The organism is Microbacterium sp. SMR1 (assembly GCF_003289625.1).
Taxonomy (GTDB): Bacteria; Actinomycetota; Actinomycetes; order Actinomycetales; family Microbacteriaceae; genus Microbacterium; species Microbacterium plantarum.
Genome location: NZ_QMBN01000002.1, coordinates 712,887 through 733,097, shown reverse-complemented (window position 1 = coordinate 733,097; position 20,211 = coordinate 712,887). Strand labels below are relative to the sequence as shown.

General features: G+C 71.6%; 16 protein-coding genes. 12 read left to right on the top strand and 4 right to left on the bottom strand.

All coding sequences use genetic code 11. The features are described from left to right. Positions 1–183 precede the first annotated feature (183 nt). The gene (locus tag DO944_RS08065; protein ID WP_112616375.1) at positions 184–2,157 is read left to right on the top strand and encodes a DUF6807 family protein; all 1,974 of its coding nucleotides are present in this window, start codon (positions 184–186) and stop codon (positions 2,155–2,157) included. A 19-nt stretch (positions 2,158–2,176) separates the two neighbouring features. Here DO944_RS08065 and DO944_RS08060 read toward each other — a convergent pair whose 3' ends face one another. Continuing rightward, positions 2,177–3,094 (bottom strand): carbohydrate ABC transporter permease, encoded by a 918-nt coding sequence (locus DO944_RS08060; RefSeq protein ID WP_112616373.1) that lies wholly within the window; start codon positions 3,092–3,094, stop codon positions 2,177–2,179. Beyond that, entirely contained in the window at positions 3,084–4,016 is a 933-nt protein-coding gene (locus DO944_RS08055) for a carbohydrate ABC transporter permease (RefSeq protein WP_091500515.1), read from the bottom strand. Before DO944_RS08055 ends, DO944_RS08060 begins: the two co-directional genes overlap by 11 nt. A 120-nt stretch (positions 4,017–4,136) precedes the next feature. Between DO944_RS08055 and DO944_RS08050 the strand changes: the two genes are divergently transcribed. Beyond that, positions 4,137–5,294: an acetylxylan esterase gene (locus tag DO944_RS08050; RefSeq protein ID WP_112616371.1), complete on the top strand. Its 1,158-nt coding sequence runs from the start codon at positions 4,137–4,139 to the stop codon at positions 5,292–5,294. Positions 5,295–5,444: 150 nt separating this feature from the next. After that, positions 5,445–6,725, top strand: coding sequence for an ABC transporter substrate-binding protein (locus DO944_RS08045; protein ID WP_112616369.1), 1,281 nt, complete (start codon positions 5,445–5,447; stop codon positions 6,723–6,725). Positions 6,726–6,828: 103 nt separating this feature from the next. On the opposite strand, the gene DO944_RS08040 is transcribed toward DO944_RS08045, so the two are convergent. Further along, positions 6,829–7,098, bottom strand: a complete 270-nt coding sequence (locus DO944_RS08040) for a hypothetical protein (protein WP_112616367.1) — start codon at positions 7,096–7,098, stop codon at positions 6,829–6,831. A 139-nt stretch (positions 7,099–7,237) separates the two neighbouring features. Here DO944_RS08040 and DO944_RS08035 point away from each other — a divergent pair, with 139 nt between their 5' ends. Beyond that, the gene (locus DO944_RS08035) at positions 7,238–8,749 is read left to right on the top strand and encodes an HNH endonuclease signature motif containing protein (protein WP_258524617.1); all 1,512 of its coding nucleotides are present in this window, start codon (positions 7,238–7,240) and stop codon (positions 8,747–8,749) included. 50 nt (positions 8,750–8,799) lie between these two features. Here DO944_RS08035 and DO944_RS08030 read toward each other — a convergent pair whose 3' ends face one another. After that, entirely contained in the window at positions 8,800–9,924 is a 1,125-nt protein-coding gene (locus DO944_RS08030; protein ID WP_258524616.1) for a Xaa-Pro peptidase family protein, read from the bottom strand. A 62-nt stretch (positions 9,925–9,986) separates the two neighbouring features. Between DO944_RS08030 and DO944_RS08025 the strand changes: the two genes are divergently transcribed. The 8 genes from DO944_RS08025 to DO944_RS07990 all read left to right on the top strand — a co-directional run bounded on the left by DO944_RS08025 (position 9,987) and on the right by DO944_RS07990 (position 20,074). Continuing rightward, entirely contained in the window at positions 9,987–10,979 is a 993-nt protein-coding gene (locus tag DO944_RS08025; protein ID WP_112616365.1) for a LacI family DNA-binding transcriptional regulator, read from the top strand. 109 nt (positions 10,980–11,088) lie between these two features. Further along, positions 11,089–12,423 carry a Gfo/Idh/MocA family protein gene (locus DO944_RS08020; protein WP_112616363.1) on the top strand — a complete coding sequence of 445 codons (1,335 nt, stop codon included), beginning with the start codon at positions 11,089–11,091 and terminating at the stop codon, positions 12,421–12,423. Continuing rightward, positions 12,420–13,355 carry an NAD(P)-dependent oxidoreductase gene (locus DO944_RS08015; protein ID WP_112616361.1) on the top strand — a complete coding sequence of 312 codons (936 nt, stop codon included), beginning with the start codon at positions 12,420–12,422 and terminating at the stop codon, positions 13,353–13,355. The genes DO944_RS08020 and DO944_RS08015 overlap by 4 nt, the downstream gene beginning before the upstream one ends. After that, positions 13,352–14,251, top strand: a complete 900-nt coding sequence (locus tag DO944_RS08010) for a 5-dehydro-4-deoxyglucarate dehydratase (protein ID WP_112616359.1) — start codon at positions 13,352–13,354, stop codon at positions 14,249–14,251. Before DO944_RS08015 ends, DO944_RS08010 begins: the two co-directional genes overlap by 4 nt. Continuing rightward, positions 14,248–15,369 carry a mandelate racemase/muconate lactonizing enzyme family protein gene (locus DO944_RS08005; protein ID WP_112616357.1) on the top strand — a complete coding sequence of 374 codons (1,122 nt, stop codon included), beginning with the start codon at positions 14,248–14,250 and terminating at the stop codon, positions 15,367–15,369. Before DO944_RS08010 ends, DO944_RS08005 begins: the two co-directional genes overlap by 4 nt. Further along, positions 15,366–16,805 (top strand): aldehyde dehydrogenase (NADP(+)), encoded by a 1,440-nt coding sequence (locus DO944_RS08000; RefSeq protein ID WP_112616355.1) that lies wholly within the window; start codon positions 15,366–15,368, stop codon positions 16,803–16,805. The genes DO944_RS08005 and DO944_RS08000 overlap by 4 nt, the downstream gene beginning before the upstream one ends. A 48-nt stretch (positions 16,806–16,853) precedes the next feature. Continuing rightward, positions 16,854–17,825 (top strand): serine hydrolase, encoded by a 972-nt coding sequence (locus tag DO944_RS07995; protein WP_112616353.1) that lies wholly within the window; start codon positions 16,854–16,856, stop codon positions 17,823–17,825. Continuing rightward, complete coding sequence (locus tag DO944_RS07990) at positions 17,822–20,074, top strand: beta-galactosidase (RefSeq protein ID WP_258524615.1); 2,253 nt, start codon at positions 17,822–17,824, stop codon at positions 20,072–20,074. Before DO944_RS07995 ends, DO944_RS07990 begins: the two co-directional genes overlap by 4 nt. Positions 20,075–20,211 lie beyond the last annotated feature (137 nt).

Here is a 20,211-nt window from a genome sequence, read left to right as displayed (position 1 = left end):
CGATGTGCCTCGACGCTAATCCCTGGCACCCGGGCCCGTCGCGGGCAGCGCTCCCCATCGACGGCCGGTGGCGCCTGCCGTAGGGTGTCGCTTCACCGCTCCCACCCGAAGACGTGAGCGCGCGTCGCGAGACCCATGGGAAAGCGCTTGCTGGCATGATGGGAGCGACGTCAGGAGAATCGGATGCCACGCACCACCACCATCGCCCTCGTCGGCGTCCACGGCTACGGAACCGTGCACCTCGACAATCTCCGCCGTCTGGGCGATCGCGTGCGACTCGTCGCGGCGGCCGACCCCCGCCCGCCGGCACCGGGCACCCTGCCGGAACACACCCGCGTCTTCCCCGACCTGCCGACCCTGCTCGCCGCGACCGACGACGTCGATGTCGTCATCGTCGCCACCCCGCTGCATACCCACCTCGAGCTCGCGCGCACCGTCGTGGACCGCGGTATCGACCTGTACCTCGAGAAGCCGCCGGTGCTGACCCTCGCCGACCTGCGCGTGCTCGAGGCCGCCGCCGCGCGGTCGAGCGCGCGCGTGCAGGTGGGCTTCCAGAGCCTCGGGTCGCGGGCGCTGCGGGCCTTCGCCGACGACCGCTTCGACCTGGGCCCGGTCCGCGCGATCGGAGCCGTGGGACTCTGGGCGCGCGACCGCGCGTACTGGGAGCGCAGCCGCTGGGCCGGGCGCCGCGAACTCGACGGTGTCGCCGTCGTCGACGGGGTCACGACCAACCCGCTCGCCCACGCGACCGCCACCGCTCTCGCGATCGCCGGCACGACAGCCGTCGCCGACATCACGCAGGTCACCGCCGATCTCTACCGCGCCAACGCCATCGAGGGCGACGACACGAGCCTGCTGCGCGTGTCGACGACGCGCGGCATCCGCGTCACCGCGGGGCTGACGCTGTGCGCCGACGAGCAGGTCGACCCGTACGTCGAGGTGCATGGCCGCCGCCGCTCGGCACGCTTCTTCTACACGGAGGACATCGTCGAGGTCGACGGGCGCAGCGAACGCTTCGAGCGTGACGACCTGCTCGAGAACCTCCTCGATCATCGCGACGAGGGTGTCGCGCTGCTGTCGCCCCTGTCAGCCTCGGGCGCGTTCGTCGCGGTCATCGATGCCGTGGGACGCACCGCGCCGCACGAGATCGACCCCGCGTTCGTCACTGCGCGCGGCGAGGGCCCCGCCCGGCGGCTCATCGTGGACGGCATCGAAGACGCCGTGGTCCGCGCCGTCGACGCCGAGGCGACCTTCGCCGAGCTGCACCTTCCCTGGGCTCGGCGCACGGCTCGCGACGTCGTGCTGACCCTGCCGGGCGACGGCTCGCCAATGGCGGAGCTCGTCGACGGCGCTGGCACCGCACGGTCGTCGAGCCCGCGCCCGTACCTGCATCCGCTCCGCACCCCCGGCGGCGTGACCGTGACCGACCACCATCCCGCCGACCACGACTGGCACCTCGGTGTCAGCGTCGCCCTGCAGGATGTCGACGGCACGAACTTCTGGGGTGGTCGCACCTACACCCCGGGCGAGGACTACATCTGGCGCGACGATCACGGGCGCATCGAGATCGCCGGCGTCGAGCGGATCGCCGACGGCGCGGTTCTCGATCTGCGCTGGATCGGCCCCGACGGCAGCGTCGTCGTGCGCGAGCGCCGCGAGATGCGGCTGATCCATCGCGACGAGCGCGCCGCCGTCATCGAGCTGTCGTTCGAGCTGTCGCCGGCGACCGACCGCACCGTGATGCTCGGGGGTCCGGGCAGCAACGGGCGCGTGGGCGGCGGCTACGGCGGGCTCGCGTGGCGCCTCCCCGCCTGCGTCGACATCGACGTGCGCACGCCCTCGGCCCGTGGCGAGGCGGCGGTGCACGGAACGGTCGCGCCGTGGCTCGCATGGTCGGCGGCCTTCGCTGGCCCGACCGACCACTCCCCCGCCGCGCCTCCGACGGCCGAGGCCACCATCGCCCTGGCTCCTGCTGATGACGTCTCAGCCGCCGATCCGTGGTTCGTCCGAGTGGCGGGCTACCCCGGCATCGGCGCGGCCCTCGCTTGGGACCGCGCGGTCGCGGCATCCCCCAGCGCCCCGGTCCGCAGGGCGTACCGGCTGCTCGTGGCCGACGGACGCCTGACCGACGCGGAGGTCGGCGCGCTCCTCGCCTGATCCGGCGCATACCCGCCGGTCACTTGATGCCGGTGGTGGCGATGCCGCGGATGAGGAAGCGCTGACCGAACAGGAACGCCAGGAACACCGGCACGAGCGAGACCACCGACATCGCGAACATGCCTCCGAAGTTCGACGCCCCCTGCGCCGACATGAACTGCCGAAGCGCGAGCGGCACGGTGAACAGGTCGGGGTTGTTGAGGTAGATGAGCGCGCCGAAGAAGTCGTTCCAGACCCACACGAACGTGAAGATGGCGGTCGTCGCGAGTGCCGGAGTCATCATCGGCAGCAGGATCTGAAGGAAGATCCGGGCGTGCCCGGCTCCGTCGATGCGCGCGGCCTCGTCGAGCTCGCGCGGGATGCCGCGGATGAACTGCACCATGAGGAAGACGAAGAACGCGTCCGTCGCGAGGGCCTTCGGCAGGATGAGAGGCCAGAAGGTGTTCACGAGTCCGAGCTGACTGAACATGATGTACTGCGGCACGATCACGATGTGCACGGGCAGCATGATCGTCACGAGCATGATCGCGAAGAGCGTGCGCTTGAAGTGGAAGTTGAGCCGGGCGAAGGCGTAGGCGGCCATCGCGCACGACACGAGGTTGCCGATGATCGAGCCCGCGACGACGACGAGCGAGTTCCACAGATAGGTGCCGAACGACGGCGAGAGCGCGTTCCACCCCTGGATGTAGTTGTCGACCTCGAACGACAGCGGCCACAGACCGGGCAGCCGGAAGATCTCGTCGTTGGGTCGCAGCGAGCTGACGATCATCCACAGCAGCGGGTAGAGCATCAGCAGCGAGGTCGCGATGAGGAAGATGTGCCGCGCGAGAGCGCCCGCGCGGCTGCGACGACCGAGGCCGAGCTCCTCCCGCCGACGGGCACGCTGCCGCTCGCGGGCGTCCTTGCGGTCGGCGGTCGTGATCAGTTCAGTCGTCATAGAACACCCACAGCTTGGAGAGAGCGAAGTTGACCGCGGTGAATCCCGCAATGATGGCCACCAGCAGCCAGGCCATGGCCGAGGCGTAGCCCATGTCGAAGGCCGTGAAGCCCTTCTGGTAGAGGTACAGCGTGTAGAACAGCGTCGAGTCGGACGGTCCGCCCGATCCGTTCGAGATGATGAACGCCTGCGTGAAGGCCTGGAACGCCCCGATCATCGACAGCACGAGATTGAAGAAGACGATCGGGCTCAGGAGCGGCAGCGTGATCGAGAAGAACTGGCGGGCAGGTCCCGCGCCATCCATCGCCGCCGCCTCGTAGTACATGACCGGGATCTGGCGGAGGCCCGCGAGGAAGATCACCATCGGGGCGCCGAACCCCCACACGCTCAGCAGGATGATCGTCGACAGCGCCGTGTCGGGGTTGGAGATCCACCCGGGGCCCTCGATGCCGAAGATCGCGAGGAACTGGTTCACGAGCCCGTCTACCCCGAAGATCTGCTTCCACAGGATCGCCACGGCCACCGACGAGCCGAGCAGGGAGGGCAGGTAGAACATCGAGCGGTAGAACGCCAGACCCCGCAGCCCCTTGTCGAGCAGCAACGCAATCCCCAGCGCCGCGCCCATCGCCAGCGGGACGCCGACGAGGACGTACACGAAGGTGACACCGAGGGATGCCGCGAGCCGCGGGTCCTGAGCCATGCGGACGTAGTTGTCGATGCCGATGAACTCGGGCGCGTTGAACAGGTCGTACTTCGTGAACGACAGGTACAGCGACGCCGCGATCGGCAGCACCGTCACCAGCACGAGACCGAGCAGCCACGGCGCGAGGAAGACCATCGCCGCCTTCGTGTCGCGCGGTTTCTCCCGCGCAGCCCGCCCGGCGGGACGCCGTAGCCGGGACAGCTCGCCGATGGCGCTCATCCGGTCCTCCTCGACACATCCATCGCTTCGTCGTCGAGCGATGCAGAGCGCTCAGAAAGCGCTTTCTGCGAAGATGCACTATCGACGTGGACACACAAGCGTCCCTCGATCGGAGCCACAATGACGTCGCCTGACCCCCTACCCGCTCGCGCCGACGGCGGCAGCACGATCGCCGGGAACCAGCCGTCCGGCCCGCTCGCCGGCTACGCCGACTGGCCCGCTTTCCTGGCGGCCACCGCGCCGCACCGGCCCGGCGACGAGCGCGGCGACGCACTCGCCCGAGTCCTCGGCGCGCGTCGCCCCGTCGCCGATGACGTCCGCGTCGATCGCACGTGGTCGCGCGACGGCGTCGACGGCTCGGAGCTGAGCTGGCAGCTGCCGTACGGACCGCGAACGCGGGCGTGGCTGCTGCGGCCAGCCGGCATCCGCTCACCCCTCCCCGGCCTGCTCGCGCTGCACTGCCACGGCGGGGTGCGATCCGTCGGCGCGGAGCAGCTCGTCGAGACCGACCGTCCCGCCCATCCGACTGCAGCGAGACTGAGGCGCGACATCTACGACGGTCGAGCCCCGGCGAACGACCTCGCGCGCGCCGGGTTCGCGGTGCTCGCACACGACACGTTCTCGTGGGGCAGCCGCGCGTTCGACCTCTCGCGGCCGACGCCGCGGCTGGCCGAGCACATCGCCGCGCGTGAAGCGCTGTGGCGCGAGCGCGACGAGAGCCCGAGCTCCGACGACCGGTTCGACGCGATCTCGACGCTGCACGAGGACTCGCTCGCGAAGGCCGCGGGCATGCTCGGGACGAGCCTCGCCGGCGCCGTGGCGAGCGACGACCTCGCGGCCCTCGACGTGCTCGCCGCACTGCCCGGAGTCGACCCGGAGCGGCTCGGCACGCTCGGGCTGTCGGGCGGCGGCGGGCGGGCGGTGCTCGCGGCCGCCCTCGACCGGCGCATCTCGGCGACCGTCGTCACCTGCATGATGGCGACGTTCGCCTCGCTCGTCCCCGCGGAGATCGACACCCATTCGTGGCTGCTGCACAGCCCCGGCATTCGATCGGTGGGCGACCTGCCCGAACTTGCGCGCCCCCGAGACGGGCAGGAGCTGCTCGTGCAGTACGGAGAGCACGATCCGCTCTTCCCCGTGAGAGGGATGCGAGCGGCCCACGATGCGCTCGCGGGCGCCACGGGGTACACCGGCTCGTTCCACGAGACAGGGCATGTGTCGTCGGCGTCGATGCAGGATGAGGCCCTCGCGTTCCTGCGGGCAAGACTGGGCGCCTGACGGGGCCCAACGCATCGTTGACATTGCCCGTGGCGGGCGTTAACGTCCGTCAGTAAGCGTTTTCTCGCCTCGAGAAGCGTCAACGAGAAAACGCTTCCGCTGGATGTCGAAGATGACCTCCGGCGATGCACCCGCCCGAGAGGACCTCCCATGAACAACCGACGACTCCTCGCCCTCGCCGCCGCCGGCGTCGCGATCGCTGTCTCGCTGTCCGGCTGCGCCGCCGGCTCCGGCGGCGGCTCGGACGAGAAGATCACCCTGCGCTTCGCGTGGTGGGGAAGCGACGAGCTCAACGCCATCAAGGACGAGCAGATCGCCCTCTTCGAGAAGGCCCACCCGAACATCACCGTCGCGGGCGAGCCGAGCGAGTACAACGGCTACTACGACAAGCTCGCGACCCAGGTCGCCGGCGGTGGCGCACCCGATGCCCTGCAGATCACCTACGACGCCCTCCCGCTCTACGTGGCGAAGAATGCGATCGCCGACATCTCGAGCGACGTCGACCAGGAATCGTTCACGCCCGGGTCGCTCGATGCGGGCATGATCGACGGCAAGCTCTACGCCCTGCCCACCGGCGTCGGCTCGCGCGGCATCATCGTCAATCCCGCGGTGTTCGAAGCTGCGGGCGTGCCACTGCCCGACGACACGACATGGACGTGGGACGACTACATCGACATCGCGACCCAGATCTCCGAGAAGAGCGGCGACGGCGTCTACGGATCGGCACAGATCGCGAACGACCAGTCGCTCATGGCGTTCGCTCGTCAGAACGGGGAAGACCTCTACACCACCGACGGCGAGTTCGGGGTGAGCGAGAAGACGGCGACCGAGTTCTTCACCTTCGCGAAGGAGCTGCAGGCCAGCGGAGGATCACCCGACGCCTCGACCGCAGCCGAGGACGCGTCGGCCTCCCTCGAGCAGAGCCTGATGGGCCAGGGGAAGATCGGCATGGCATTCGCCCCGCTCAACTTCACCGGGATCTACGCCACGGCATCCGGTCAGGACCTCCAGATCCTCAACGTGCCGGGCGACAGCGCGGGCAAGGTCGGTCTCGTCATCCAGCCGACCGTCCAGTACGCCGTGTCGTCGAAGTCGAAGCACCCGCGCGAAGCCGCGATGCTCATCGACTTTCTCCTCAACAGCGACGAGGCCGGGCCCCTCAACAAGCTGACCCTCGGCATTCCCGCGACGCCCGCGGTGCTCGAGGCGATCACGCCCGAGTTCAGCGAGTCGGAGAAGGCCCAGGTCGCCTTCATCGATCGGCTGTCCGCCGCGGGTGGGGCGCCCCAGAACCCGCTGGCGCTTCCCACGTCGCAGCTCGGCCCGATCATCACCAAGCTGCTCGACGACGTCACGTTCGATAAGGCGACGCCGGCCGACGCCGCATCCGAGCTCGTCTCGCAGGTGAAGACCGCGCTCGACGCGAGCTGACGAGCAACACTCCGGCAGGGCCGGATGCGGGAACCTCAGCCCCCGCATCCGGCCCTGTCTCGCGTGAGGCGCCGCCCCGCCGGAGCGCGCAGCCTCGCGCACGTCAGGATGCGTCGAGCCAGCGGAGCTCGAACTCTTCCGCGCTGATCGGTGTGACGGCATCGTCGTCGTCGAGTTCCCGGGTCGTGGACGGTTGGTCCGACAGCATTCCCTGATCGTCGACATCAACGGCGCCGACGCCGTACCGCCGCGGGCCCGCCGGTCGATCATCGATCTGCCGCACGACCCGCCAGAGGCCATCCGGTCCGGCCTCGAGATGTTGATACTGCGCGAAACCAGCGAGGTCGGCATCGACGACGAGATAGCGGGCCATACCTCCATCATCGCCGGAGGCGACGGGGTGCGGGGGGGCGGCGGGGCGGGGTGCGCGCGTCCCGGTCCGGAGGCCGCGGCGCCGCGCAGGCTGTGGACAGTCACGGCGCAATGTCGGAGGTCGATGGCAACATTAGAACATGCATTCGAATGACGGGTTCCGCGGCGCGATGGATGCCGGGATGGGCAGCGACAGTGACGTCGATGCCCTCGCGATGCTCGTCGCGGATGCCGAGGGTGTTTCAGATGCCGCACGGGCGGTGCAGATCCGTGAGGTTCGGGTGCTCGCCGCGGCCGGGGTGCTGGCCGAGAAGCAGGCCGCTGGGGCGTCGGAGAAGGTCAAGGCGCGCGAGATGGCGTTGCGCGGGATCGCCGCGGAACTGGCCGGGGTGTTCGTGGCGACCGACCGGACGTTGCAACGCCGGATCGACGAAGCACGCGACCTGGTGGACAACTACCCGCTGACGATGGCGGCGTGGGAGACCGGACGCATCGTCCGAGGACACGTCCGGGTGATTCAGGAGATCGGATGCCTCGTGCCCGCGGACGACCGCGAGGACTTCGAGCGAGCCGCAATCGAGCGATGCGAGGGCGAGACGCCCAACCGGGTGCGGGCGGCGTTGCAGATGCTCGCGGAGCGGATGCACCCGCGGACGTTCACCGAACGCCACGAGGAGGCTGCGGCGGGGCGGTGCGTGCAGGTGCGGACCGGGGCCGACGGCATGTCGGATCTCATCGCGACACTGCCGACCGTGATCGCCGACGGCATCGTGGATCGACTGACGCGGCAGGCGCGCGAGATCATCGACGCGCGGGCGAAAGCCGACGCTGCGGACGCCGCCTCCGCGAGCGCTGACGCCCAGCTCGCCGCAGACGCGACCGGCGCCGACGGCCTGGTCGACCACGCGGGCGCTGACGGGTCGTTGTTCGTCGGTGACGCGCGAACGATCGATCAGGTCCGCGCCGACGTGTTCAGTGATCTCCTCCTCGCGGGCAGACCCGCCCTCGACCCCACCGCAAGCGGCGACGGGGACGGGACCCTCGGCGCGATCCGGGCGCACGTGCAGGTCGCCGTTTCGGCATTGACTCTGATGGGTAAGGACGAGGGGCCAGCAGACCTTGCGGGGCGCTCCCCCGTCGATGCCGCTACCGCGCGCGAACTCGCGGGCAACTCCCCCTCGTGGGACCGGCTGCTGACCCATCCGGTCACCGGAACCGTCCTCGAATGCGACAGCTACCGGCCCACCGCGGCGATGGTGCGGCTGCTGCGGGCACGGGACCGGCACTGCCGGTTCCCCGGATGCCGGCAACCCGCCATCCGGTGCGAGTTGGACCACACGATCGCCGCATCCGACGGAGGGGCGACGCACGTGTGCAACCTCGCGAACCTCTGCAAGAGACACCACGATGTCAAACACCACACTCGATGGCAGGTACGACAACTTTCCGGCGGAAGGCTGATCTGGACGTCACCGACCGGGCGGATCTACCGCGAAGACGCACCACCACCCGTCGTCGCTTTCACGGTCGCCGTCACGACCGCTCGTCCACCGGACGGGCGGGACGATGAACAACCGCCCGGCGCGCTCTCACCACCACCGCGTTCAGGGGGACGACTCCACACCCCCTTCGGATCAGAGCCGCCGTTCTGACGCGACCGTCGGGTCAGGTCAGAACAGAGCGCGGATCGGCGCGGTGGACGTCAGGAGAACGGGCGCGCGACGGGCCGGGCGATGCCGCCGACCGCGGTCGTGGGCCACCGTGGATCCACCGTGAGCACCTCGAGGCCGGCGTCCGTGACGATGACGGTGTCTTCGACCTTCGCGCCGGGCGCGCTCGGATTCCAGGCGAACGCGTGCGGCGACCGCACGAGGTCGCGCGTCTCGGCAGTCGCCCGCGGGTCGCGCCCCGCGTATCCGGTCGGGCCTCCCTGATGGTGGCGTTCCCACTCGTCCGGATCGAACCCCGCATCGGCGTAGCCTCGACACCCCGCAGCGAACACTTCGTCCAGGTGGGCGCCGGGCCGAGTCGCCGCGAAGAACGCCGCCTCCACCGCGAGGATCCGTTCATCGTCGCCACCGGCCGCACCCACCCACCGGGTCGCGTTGGCGATGAGCCCGTGCCGACGTCCGCACACGACGAGCATCGCCCGCGCACCGAGCGGAGAGTCCGTGGGGAGGGGATGCCGGTGGGGCAGCCGCGGCTCTCCCGCCACCAGCACCACGAGCGGGTCGATGCCGCGCGCCACGAGCCCGGCAGCCAGCCGGGCAGCTGCGGCACGCTCGGATGTGCGGGGAGACAGTTCCGCGGCGACATCCGTCAACACCTCGGCCACGGCACGGCCGAGAGCCCGATAACGATCGACTTCCTCCGGCACCAGCTCGGCGCGCGCCGCCCGCAGCTGGGGGCCGACCTCCGACTCGTCGACGGCGAGATCACCCCGCCCCTCGGAGGGCCCGCCGGAACCACCGGACAGGGCGTGCGCGACGACCGATTCGTACCACGGGACCCGGGCGACGCGTGCGGCGTCGTCCGGCGCGAGCTCCTCCGCGATCAGCCGGTCGGCCTCGTTCGCCGAGACGAAGAGAGTGTCGCCGCCCTCAGCGACGCGGACGGCCAGCACGGGCGGACCCGCGAACGAGACGTGCGTCCGAATGCCGCCGAGGTACCACGAGAGCGCCTCATGCGACGAGAGCACGAGCGCATCGGCGCCGGCATCCTCACGAACGGATGCCAGGCGACGGCGCTTGACGTCGCGCTCCGTCGTCGGCCCCGCGCTGGTCGCCGACACGGTGTCGGCAGCTTCCGCGGTCGTGATCGCAGACATCGTCGTCTCCTGTCATAAAACGTTTCCTCGCATAGTATGGCCGGACGAAGGGCGGGGGAACGATGGCCGGAGCGAAGCAGACCACGATCACCGACGTCGCCGCGCACGCCGGCGTCTCACTCGCCACCGTCTCGCGCGTCATGAACGGCAACGCCACCGTCGATCCGGCTCTCGCCGAGCGGGTGCGCGCTTCGGCAGCGCAGCTCGGTTATTCGGCGAATCCGCTCGCGCGCAGCCTCGTGCTCGGCCGCACTCAGACCATCTCGGTCGTCGTGCCCGACCTGGCGAACCCCACCTTCCAGGGGATGCTGCGCGGCCTCAGCCGGGCCGCGGTCGCCAACGGCTACCACGTGCTCATCGCAGACTCCGACGAGAACGTCGACGAGGAGCGCCTGCTCGCGCTGGAGTCGCGGCGGCGCTCGGACGGACTGATCCTGTGCGCGCCACGCATGAGCGACGACCAGCTCGCCGACGTCGTCGCCGACGTCGCCCCCGTGGTCCTGGTCAACCGCACGGGCGATGCTCCGAGCGTGGCGGCCGACTACCGCACGCCTCTGCGCGCCATCATCGACCACCTCTACGCGCAGGGACACCGCCGATTCGCGTACCTCGCCGGCGCGGCGCGCAGCGCCTCGAGCGGGCAGCGACTGTCTGCACTCGAAGACGCGCGACGCGAGCTGGCGGACTGCGAGATCGCCGAGATCCCCGCCGGGGTCGACTTCGCCAGCGGCGCCGGCGCTCTCGACGATGTTCTCGCGTCAGGGGCGACGGGGGTGCTGGCATTCAACGATCTGTCGGCGATGGGACTGCTGAGCGCGGCGACCGAACGCGGCATTCCGGTCCCCGGCCGACTCTCGATCGCGGGGTTCGACGACATCCCCTTCGCGCGGTACACCTCCCCCGCACTCACGACCGCCGCCGTGCCGATGGGCGAGCTCGGCGCGCGAGCGTGGTCGGCGCTGCACGACCTGCTGACGGGCCGCGCGCCCGAGCCCGCCGTGACGGTCTCGCCCGACGTCATCGTCCGCGGCAGCACCGGCGCTCCCGCGGCCTGAGCCGCGCACGCTCGCGTCGGGAGGATCGCTCGTGCTACGCTGAGAAAACGTTTCCTGAGAGCGCTTTCCCACATCGACGGCCTCTCAGCTCTTGGCACGAAGGAGAGCCATGACCCGCACGCGGTACGCCCTGGTGGGCGCGGGACACCGCGCCCAGATGTACGTCGACGCCATCACCGGGACCCACGCCGATCGGGCGGAGCTCGTCGCGATCTGCGAGCCGAACCCGGTACGCGCCGAGCACTACCGCGATCAGCTGGTCGAGCGCGGCGTGCCCGCCCCGACGCTGTGGTCGCCGGACGACCTCGAGCAGATGATCCGCGATTCTCGTGCCGAGCGCGTCATCATCACCGCGCGCGACGACCTGCACGCATCCCTCATCGTGCGCTCGCTCGATGCCGGCGCGGACGTGGTGGTCGAGAAGCCCCTGACGATCGACGCGCCGAGCGCGGCGGCGATCGAGGACGCCGTCGAGCGCACCGGCCGATCGGTCGTGCTGACCTTCAACTACCGCTACTCGCCGCGCAACAGCGCCCTCCGCCAGGTGATCCAGGACGGCCGCATCGGGCGGGTGACCTCAATCGACTTCTCGTGGATGCTCGACACGAAGCACGGCGCCGACTACTTCCGCCGCTGGCACCGCGAGAAGGAGCACTCCGGCGGCCTCCTCGTCCACAAGGCGAGTCATCACTTCGACCTCGTCAACTGGTGGATCCGTGACGAGCCGCGCCGCGTGTTCGCCTCGGGCGGCCTGCGGTTCTACGGGGCGGAGAACGCCCGGGCCCGCGATCTCGGCGAGCGGCCGCAGCGCGGCACGCACGACGGCCGCCACGACCCGTTCGAGCTCGACCTCCGCGACGACGAACGCCTGCGCGCGCTCTACCTCGAAGCGGAGAGCCACGACGGCTACCTTCGCGATCGCGACGTGTTCGGCGAGGGCATCACCATCGAGGACAACCTCGCGCTCGTCGTCGACTACGCCGGCGGGGCGACGATGTCGTATTCGCTGAACGCCCACGCCCCGTGGGAGGGCTACCGCGTCGCCGTCAACGGCACCGAGGGCCGCGCCGAGCTCGAGGTGGTCGAGCGCGGCGCCGTCCTCGAGGACGAGGGTCTGCACCCGGTGCTCGACCCCTCGGCCGTCGACTCCGCCGGCCCCGCCTCCCTCCGCCCGCAGGGCGAACGGCTGATCGTCCAGCGCCACTGGGAGGACGCCGTCGAGATCCCGATCGAGGCGGGCGAGGGCGGCCACGGCGGCGGAGACGAGCTGCTGCTCGCCGACGTCTTCGTCGGCCCCGGCGATGACCCGCTGGCTCGACCCGCCGGCTGGGCCGACGGCGTCCGCTCGATCGCGGTGGGCATCGCGGGCAACCTGTCGCTGGCGTCGGGTCTTCCCGTGCACACCTCCGAGCTCCGCATCCGACTGCTCGACGGCCGGCGATGAGCCGGGTCGTCGTCACCGGCGGCTCCGGCCGCCTCGGTCGCAGCCTCGTCGGCGGCCTCGTCGCCGCGGGGCATCGGGTGGTCTCCTTCGATCGGACGGTCTCGGACGCCCCCGAGCTGCAGGGCGCCGACCAACTCGCCATCGACCTGCTCGACGCCGAGGCCACCGCCGCGGCGCTCCGCGCGCAGCGGGCGACCGCCGTCATCCACCTGGCCGCGATCGCCGTCCCCTTCAGCGCCCCCGAAGACGTCATCATGCGCACGAATGCTGCCCTGGCCGTGTCAGTGCTCGGCGGTGCCGTGACCGCAGGGATCCCGCGCATCGTCGCCGCTTCCAGCCCCACCGTGCTGGGCTACGGGGCGCCGCGCGGCTGGGTGCCCGACCGCTTCCCGCTCGATGAGGACACGCCGCCACGGCCGTGGAACAGCTACGCCCTGTCGAAGCTCGTGATCGAGCAGACGATGCGGATGCTGCACCGACAGACCGGCGACGCCGTACGCTTCGCCGCCTTCCGCCCGTGTTACGTGATCGCACCCGAGGAGTGGCGCGGAGCCCCCACGCAGCAGGGCCACACCGTTCGCGAGCGCCTTGACGATCCGAGCCTCGCCGCTCCCGCGCTGTTCAACTACGTCGACGCGCGCGACGTCGCCTCCTTCGCCGACGCTCTCCTGTCCGCTCTGCCCACGATCCCGAACGCCGAGACCTTCTTCGTCGGAGCCGACGACGCCCTCGCCCGCCGCCCGCTCGCCGAGCTCATCCCCCGCTTCCACCCCGGCACGGAGCAGGCTTCCGCCGTCCTCACCGGCACGGCGCCCGCGTTCTCGAACGCGAAGGCGCGTCGCTTGCTGGACTGGGCGCCCCGCTACTCGTGGCGCGACGCCCTGACCGAAGAACCCTCCCGCACCGACACCCGAAAGGACGTGCCGGTATGAACTTCGACGGCATCCTCTTCTTCCCCGTCACCCCGTTCGACGCCTCCGGCGCCGTCGACCACGAGCTGCTCGCATCGCACGTGAGCCGCGGTGTCGAGGAAGGAGCCGGCGGTGTCTTCCCCGCGTGCGGCACGGGCGAGTTCCACGCGCTCTCGACCGCCGAAGCGGCCGCGGTCGTCCGCACCGCCGTCTCGAGCGTCGCGGGAGCCGTCCCCGTCGTCGCCGGCACCGGCGGCCCGCTCGGCCACGCCCTCGAGACCGCCCGCGCTGCCGCGGATGCCGGGGCCGACGCCCTGCTCGCCCTGCCGCCCTACCTCGTCGGCGGGCCGCAGGAGGGACTCGTCGCCTACGTCGAGGCGATCGCCGCGGCATCCGACCTGCCGGTGATCGTCTACCACCGCGCCAACGCGCAGTTCACGCCCGAGTCGATGCGCCGTCTCGCCAACAACCCGCGGATCGTCGGATTCAAGGACGGCACCGGCGACATCGGCACGACGCAGCTCATCGTCCGCGTGATCGCCGACGCCGGCCGCGACGACTTCGCGTTCTTCAACGGGCTCCTCACCGCCGAGCTCACTCAGGCCGCATATCGCGGCATCGGCGTGCCGCTGTATTCGTCCGCAGCCTTCGCCATGGCGCCCGAGGTCGCGAACGTCTACTACCGGGCCTACGTCGAGCACGACGAGGAGCGTCGCCTGGCACTGCTCGACGCGTTCTACACACCTCTTGTCGCGCTCCGCGACGAGACGCCCGGGTTCGGCGTCTCGCTCATCAAGGCGGGCCTGCGCCTGAGCGGGCAGGCCGTCGGCGGGGTTCGCGCCCCGCTCGTCGACCCCACCGCCGACCAGGAACGCCGCCTCGCGGCGATCCTCGATGCCGGGCGCGCCCTGCTGTGACGACGATCGCCGCGCTCGCAGCGCGCCTGATCCGGGTCCCGCTCACCCGCCCGTGGGCCGCCGACGTCACCTCGGTCGTCGTCATCGCGACGCACGTGCAGCGCAGTGACGGCGCCGAGGGGTGGGGCTTCTCGTGGACTCCGCAGATCGGGGCGGAGGCTGTGCTCGCCCTGCTGCGACACGACATCGCACCGGCCGCCGTCGGACGTTCCGCCGAGCCGGGCGGCGCATGGCAGGGCCTCTGGGAGCACCTGCACGAGGCGGGCGGTGGTGGCGTGACGACGATCGCCCTCGCGGGCCTCGACCTGGCGCTCTGGGATGCCGCGGCTCGCGCGGCCGGCTCGTCGGTCTCGACGCTGATCGGACGGCGCCGCGAGAGCGCCCGCGTGTACGGCAGCGGCGTGAACCTCCACTACTCACTCGATGAGCTCGTCGCTCAGGTCGAGCGATGGGTCACGCGCGGGTTCACCGCCGTCAAGGTCAAGGTCGGCAAGCCCGACGTCGCGGAGGACCTCGACCGCCTTCGCGCCGTCCGCTCGGTGCTGGGCCCGGACCGGGGCCTGATGATCGACGCGAACCAGCGCTGGGATCTGACCCGCGCGACGCGTTCGCTCGAGGTCCTCGCTGAGGTCCGACCCGACTGGATCGAGGAGCCCCTGCGCGCCGACGACCTCGACGGACACGCCGAGCTCGCGCGTCGACTCGGCGCCGGCGCGCGCATCCCGATCGCGGTCGGCGAGAACCTGCACACCGCGTACCGCTTCGCCGAGGTGCTGCGACGCGGCGCCGCGCAGATCGTCCAGCCCAACATCGTGCGCGTCGGGGGGATCACGCCGCTGCAACGCATCGCCGCGATCGCCGAGGACGCCGGCGCCGAGCTGCACCCGCATCTGCTGCCCGAGCTGTCGGGCCAGCTCGCACTGACCCTCCCCGGCGGCGCGGCCGAACCCTGGGTCGAGGACGTGGAGGATGCCGGCTTCGCCGAGCTGGGCGCCCTCCGCGGCCCCTCCCCCGTCGTGATCCGCGACGGACGGCTCCGCGAGACCGCCCACCTCGGCCTGGGCCTGCGCTTCACCGACGGACACTTCACCACTGACGACCGCGAGGAACACCGATGACCACCACCCCTGATCGCATCGACGAGCTGGCCGCCGCGGCGTCCGCCGCAGCCCCGATCTGGCGCGATTCGGATGCCGCGACGCGCGCCACCTGGCTGCGCGCTCTCGCCGACGCCCTCGACGGCGCTGCTGACGAGCTCGTCGCGATCGCCGATCGCGAGACGCGACTCGGCGAGGCGCGCCTGCGCGGCGAGGTCGCCCGCACCACGGGACAGCTGCGACTCTTCGCCGACGTCGTGACGGAGGGCTCGTTCCGAGAGATCACGATCGACGAGGCCGATGCCGCGGCGACGCCGCCCCGGCCCGAGCTGCGTCGCCTGCTGGTGGGCGTCGGACCTGTCGCGGTGTTCTCCGCCTCGAACTTCCCCTTCGCGTTCTCGGTGTGCGGCGGCGACACGGCGTCCGCTCTCGCCGCCGGCAACCCGGTGATCGTCAAGGCGCATTCCGGGCACCCGGAGCTCTCTCGCCGCACGGCCGAGATCGCCGTCGCCGCGCTCGACGGCGCCGGAGCGCCGGAAGGCTCCTTCGCACTCGTCGAAGGTCGCGAGGCGGGCAACGCCCTCGTGCAGCATCCCCTCGTTCGGGCGGCGGGCTTCACCGGCTCGGTGTCGGGCGGCCGCGCCCTGTTCGACCTCGCTTCCGGGCGACCGGACCCGATCCCCTTCTACGGCGAGCTGGGCAGCGTGAATCCCGTGGTCGTGACGCCCGCGGCGGCCGAGGCCCGCGGCGACGAGCTCGCCCGCGGACTCGTGACATCGTTCACCCTGGGGGCGGGTCAGTTCTGCACGAAGCCCGGCGTCGTCTTCGTTCCCCGGGGCAGTGGATTCGTCGAGTCCGTCGCCGCCGCCGCCCACGGCGCGACCGGCGGCCCGCTGCTGACCGACCGCATCACCGAGGCCTTCCCGGCAGGGATCGCCGCGCTCGAGGCCGACGCGTCGGTGCGGGTGGCGGCGGAAGGCGTCTCGGGCGACGGCGCGCGACCCGTCGTCCTCGTGTCGGACGCGTCCGCGGTCGCCGCCCGTCCGGAGGTCCTGCTCGAGGAGTGCTTCGGCCCCGTCACCCTCCTCGTCGAGTACGGCGACGAGGGCGACGTGCACGCGGCCCTCGCCGCCGTGCCCGGCAGCCTCACCGCCACCCTGCACTCCGAGCCGGGCGACGACGTCGCCGCGACCCTCGCGCTCCTGCAGGAGCGCGCCGGACGCGTGCTGTTCGCGGGCTGGCCGACCGGCGTCGCGGTGACCTGGTCGCAGCACCACGGCGGGCCCTGGCCTGCGACGACCTCGCTGCACACCTCCGTCGGGGCCACCGCCATCCGCCGATTTCTCCGGCCGCTCGTCTTCCAGGACGCGCCGGCCGCGCTGCTGCCGCGCGAACTGCGTGACGAGTCGCTCGAGAGAACCCCGCACCGACGCAACGGCATGCTCGTGCTGCCGTAACGGCCGTATGCCGGCGCGAACGGAAAACGCTTCCCGTAGGCTGGGGCGATGACATCGAGCTTCACCGCTGCGTTCGACTGGGCCCGCCGGCATGTGACGGACGGCCGCCTGCCGTCCGCGGTCGTCGGGGTCGCCGATGCGAACGGCGTCCTCGCCCTCGACGCCGTCGCGGCGGACATCGACGATCGGTACGCGCTCTTCTCGATCACGAAGCCACTGCTGGGCATCTCCGCTGCCCGCGCCATCCAGCGCGGCGAGCTCACGCTGCAGACTCCGCTGACCCGTGCCCTGCCCGAGTTCGGCCGCGACCGGGACGACATCGTGCGGCTCTCGCACCTCGTGAGCCACACGAGCGGCATCAGCGAGCCGCCGCTCGACACCCGACTCCCGCTCCGTACCGAGCTACTCACCCGCGGCCGTGACTTCGTCGCCGGCACGGCCTCGCGGTACTCCACGCTCGCCTTCGAGGGCGTCGCCGCACTCGTCGAGAGCGTGAGCGGCCGCATCTGGCACGACGACATCGCCGACTGGGCATCGGGCATCGGCGCCGGCGGCCTGTCGGTCGACCTCGACGGCACGGCGCCGATCGCGGATGCCGCCGCCGCGGGCGCCGACATGGCGGCCTTCGCCGCGCAGCGCAACCCCGGGGCCGGCCTCGCCGGGAAGGCGCACGACCTGCTCGCGCTCGGGACCGAACTGCTGCGGATCCACGCCGGCGCCCGCGACGGCATCCTCGCCCCGGCGACGCTCGCGATGATGCGGCGCCCCCTGACCGGCGACATCCCCCGATTGGAGCCGTACCCTGCCGAGCGCGGGCAGGACTGGGGTCTCGCCTGGAACCTCCGCACCCGAGCGCCGGGCCTGATCGACCGCGACGTCTACGGTCACGGCGGCTGGGCGGGAACGGAGTTCTGGGTGCACCCGACCGCGGGCATCGCGTGGGTGCTGCTGACCAACCGGGCGTTGCGCTCCGGCGTCGACATCGACGAACTCGACAACGCGATCGTCGGCGCGCTGTGAGCGAGCTGCTCCGCGTCGAGCATTCCGCGTGGCCGCAGCCCGAACGGCCCGCACCGCTGCCCGCTCCCCACGAGCGCGCCCGCGGCATCTCGGTCACCGACCGCGCCCTGTACCGGCACGGTGAAGGCTGGGTGCCGGTGTCGGGCGAGGTGCACTACAGCCGACTGCCGCGCGATCGCTGGTCCGAGCGGATGCGGCAGCTGCGCGCCGCCGGCGTCACGGTCGCCTCGACCTACGCCTTCTGGAACCACCACGTCGCCGAGCGCGAGCACCCGCGCTTCGACGGGAACCTCGACATCGGGGCCTTCGTCGACGAGGCGGCTGCGGCGGGACTCGATGTCGTGCTGCGCATCGGCCCGTGGGCGCATGGCGAGTCCCGCAACGGCGGCTTCCCCGATTGGGTTCAGGCTCTGCCGGTCATCCTCCGCAGCGATGACCCCGGCTACCTCGACCTCGTCCGGGAGTGGTTCGGCCAGCTCGCCGCGTCCCTGGGCGGCCGCGCGCGACCAGGCGGGCCGGTCATCGGCATCCAGCTCGAGAACGAGTTGTACGACCGTCCGGAGCACCTGGTCACGCTCAAGCGCCTCACCCGCGAAGCGGGAATGGCGGCACCCCTGTGGACGGCGACGGCCTGGGGCGGGGCGCAGCTGCCCGACGGTGAGGTCATGCCGCTCTTCGGCGGGTATGCGGACGGATTCTGGGTCGACCCGGGCGCACCCTGGGACCCGACGTTCCGCGCGCACTACTTCCCCTCACACGACTGGGACGACCCGGGGGTCGGGGCGGACGTGCGCGCGAGCCAGGGCTTCGCGGCGGCGAGCGCGACGGCCGACCTGCACGGCTTCCCCCCGGCGACCTGCGAGCTGGGCGGGGGGATGGCCACCGCGTACCACCGTCGCCCGGTACTCGGAGGACGCGATGTCGCCGCGCTCGCCCACATCAAGATCGGCAACGGGTCGGCCTGGCAGGGCTATTACATGTTCGTCGGCGGCCGGAACCCCGGACCCGATCTGCAGGAGACGATCGACACCGGGTATCCCAACGACCTCCCCGAGTTCGGCTACGACTTCCACGCCCCGATCGGGCAGTCGGGCGACCTCGCCGACTCCGCTCCGCTGCTGCGCGCGCAGCACGCCTTCCTCACCGCGTTCGGCGACCGCCTGTCCGGCATGTCGTCTGCTCTTCCCGACGTCCGCGCCGCGTCGCTCGACGACCGGACCACCCTCCGGTGGGCGCTGCGCTCCGACGGAGCGGAGGGCGTCGTCGTGATCTCGCACCACCAGCCGTACGAACAGGTGGAGGACGTCGCCGACGTCCAGCTGCGCGTCGTCGTCGGCGACACCGAGACCGTGCTCCCGTCACGTCCGGTCACGGTCCCCGCGGGGACGCTCGCTCGATGGCCCGTCGGGCTCACCGTGGGTCGGGCACGGGTCGCCTGGGCGACGGCCACCCTGATCACGGTCCTCTCGGGCGGCCCGCGTCCGACGCTGGTGCTGCTCGAAGATCGCGGCATCCCCGCCGAGATCGCGATCGGCCAGGCCGGACCGCAGGTCGCCCGGCCGGGACGCGCTCCGCTCCGCTTCGACGACCTCGATGTCGTGGTGCTGCCGGCCGCCGACGCCGACCGGCTCTGGGTGCGCCCCGGGTCGCGCCCGGAGCTGTGGCTGACCGATGGCGAGCTGGCGTGGGATGCCGACATCGCGATGCTCCGTGACGCTCGGGAGGCTCACCGCTACGACCCGCACACCGGCGAGTGGTCGATCGTCACGGGCGCGCCCGGCGGACCCGGCCGCGTCACCGCGACGGGCAGCGCGCCAGTGGGAGTCGAGCTCGTCCGCCCGCCGGCCGCTCCGGCGACGGACTACGGCTTCGGCGGCCCGCGTCACCGCGCGCCGTCGGACGAGACGTTCGCCGAGCGGGCCGCTCGGTACCGGGTGCAGCTCCCCGCGACCTCGCTCGACCCCGAGGCGGACGCCGTGCTCGACCTCGACTGGGCGGGCGACGTGGGACGGTTCCTGGTCGACGGCCGCATCGTCGACGACCGCTTCTGGGACGGCACGCGCTGGTCGCTGTCGCTTCGGGACGCCGGGGCGACACCGACGAGCGAGATCACCGTCGAGGTGCTGGCGTTGTCTCCGGCCTCGACGATCGCGCTCGCGACGGATGCGGAGTCGCGGCGAGCCGATGCCGCGGCGACATCCCTGCGCGCGTCGCTCCGGCTGCGCGGTCCCTGGCAGCGCCTCGCGTGATGCGGCACACGGCGCGCGGCACGCGGCACGCGGCACGCGGCGGCAGCGAACTCGGAGAATGACGCGTAGATCGGATGCCGCGCGGGCTGAAGCTCCGAGAAGCGTGGGATTCTCCGAAGACGGCGAGGCCGTGCCGA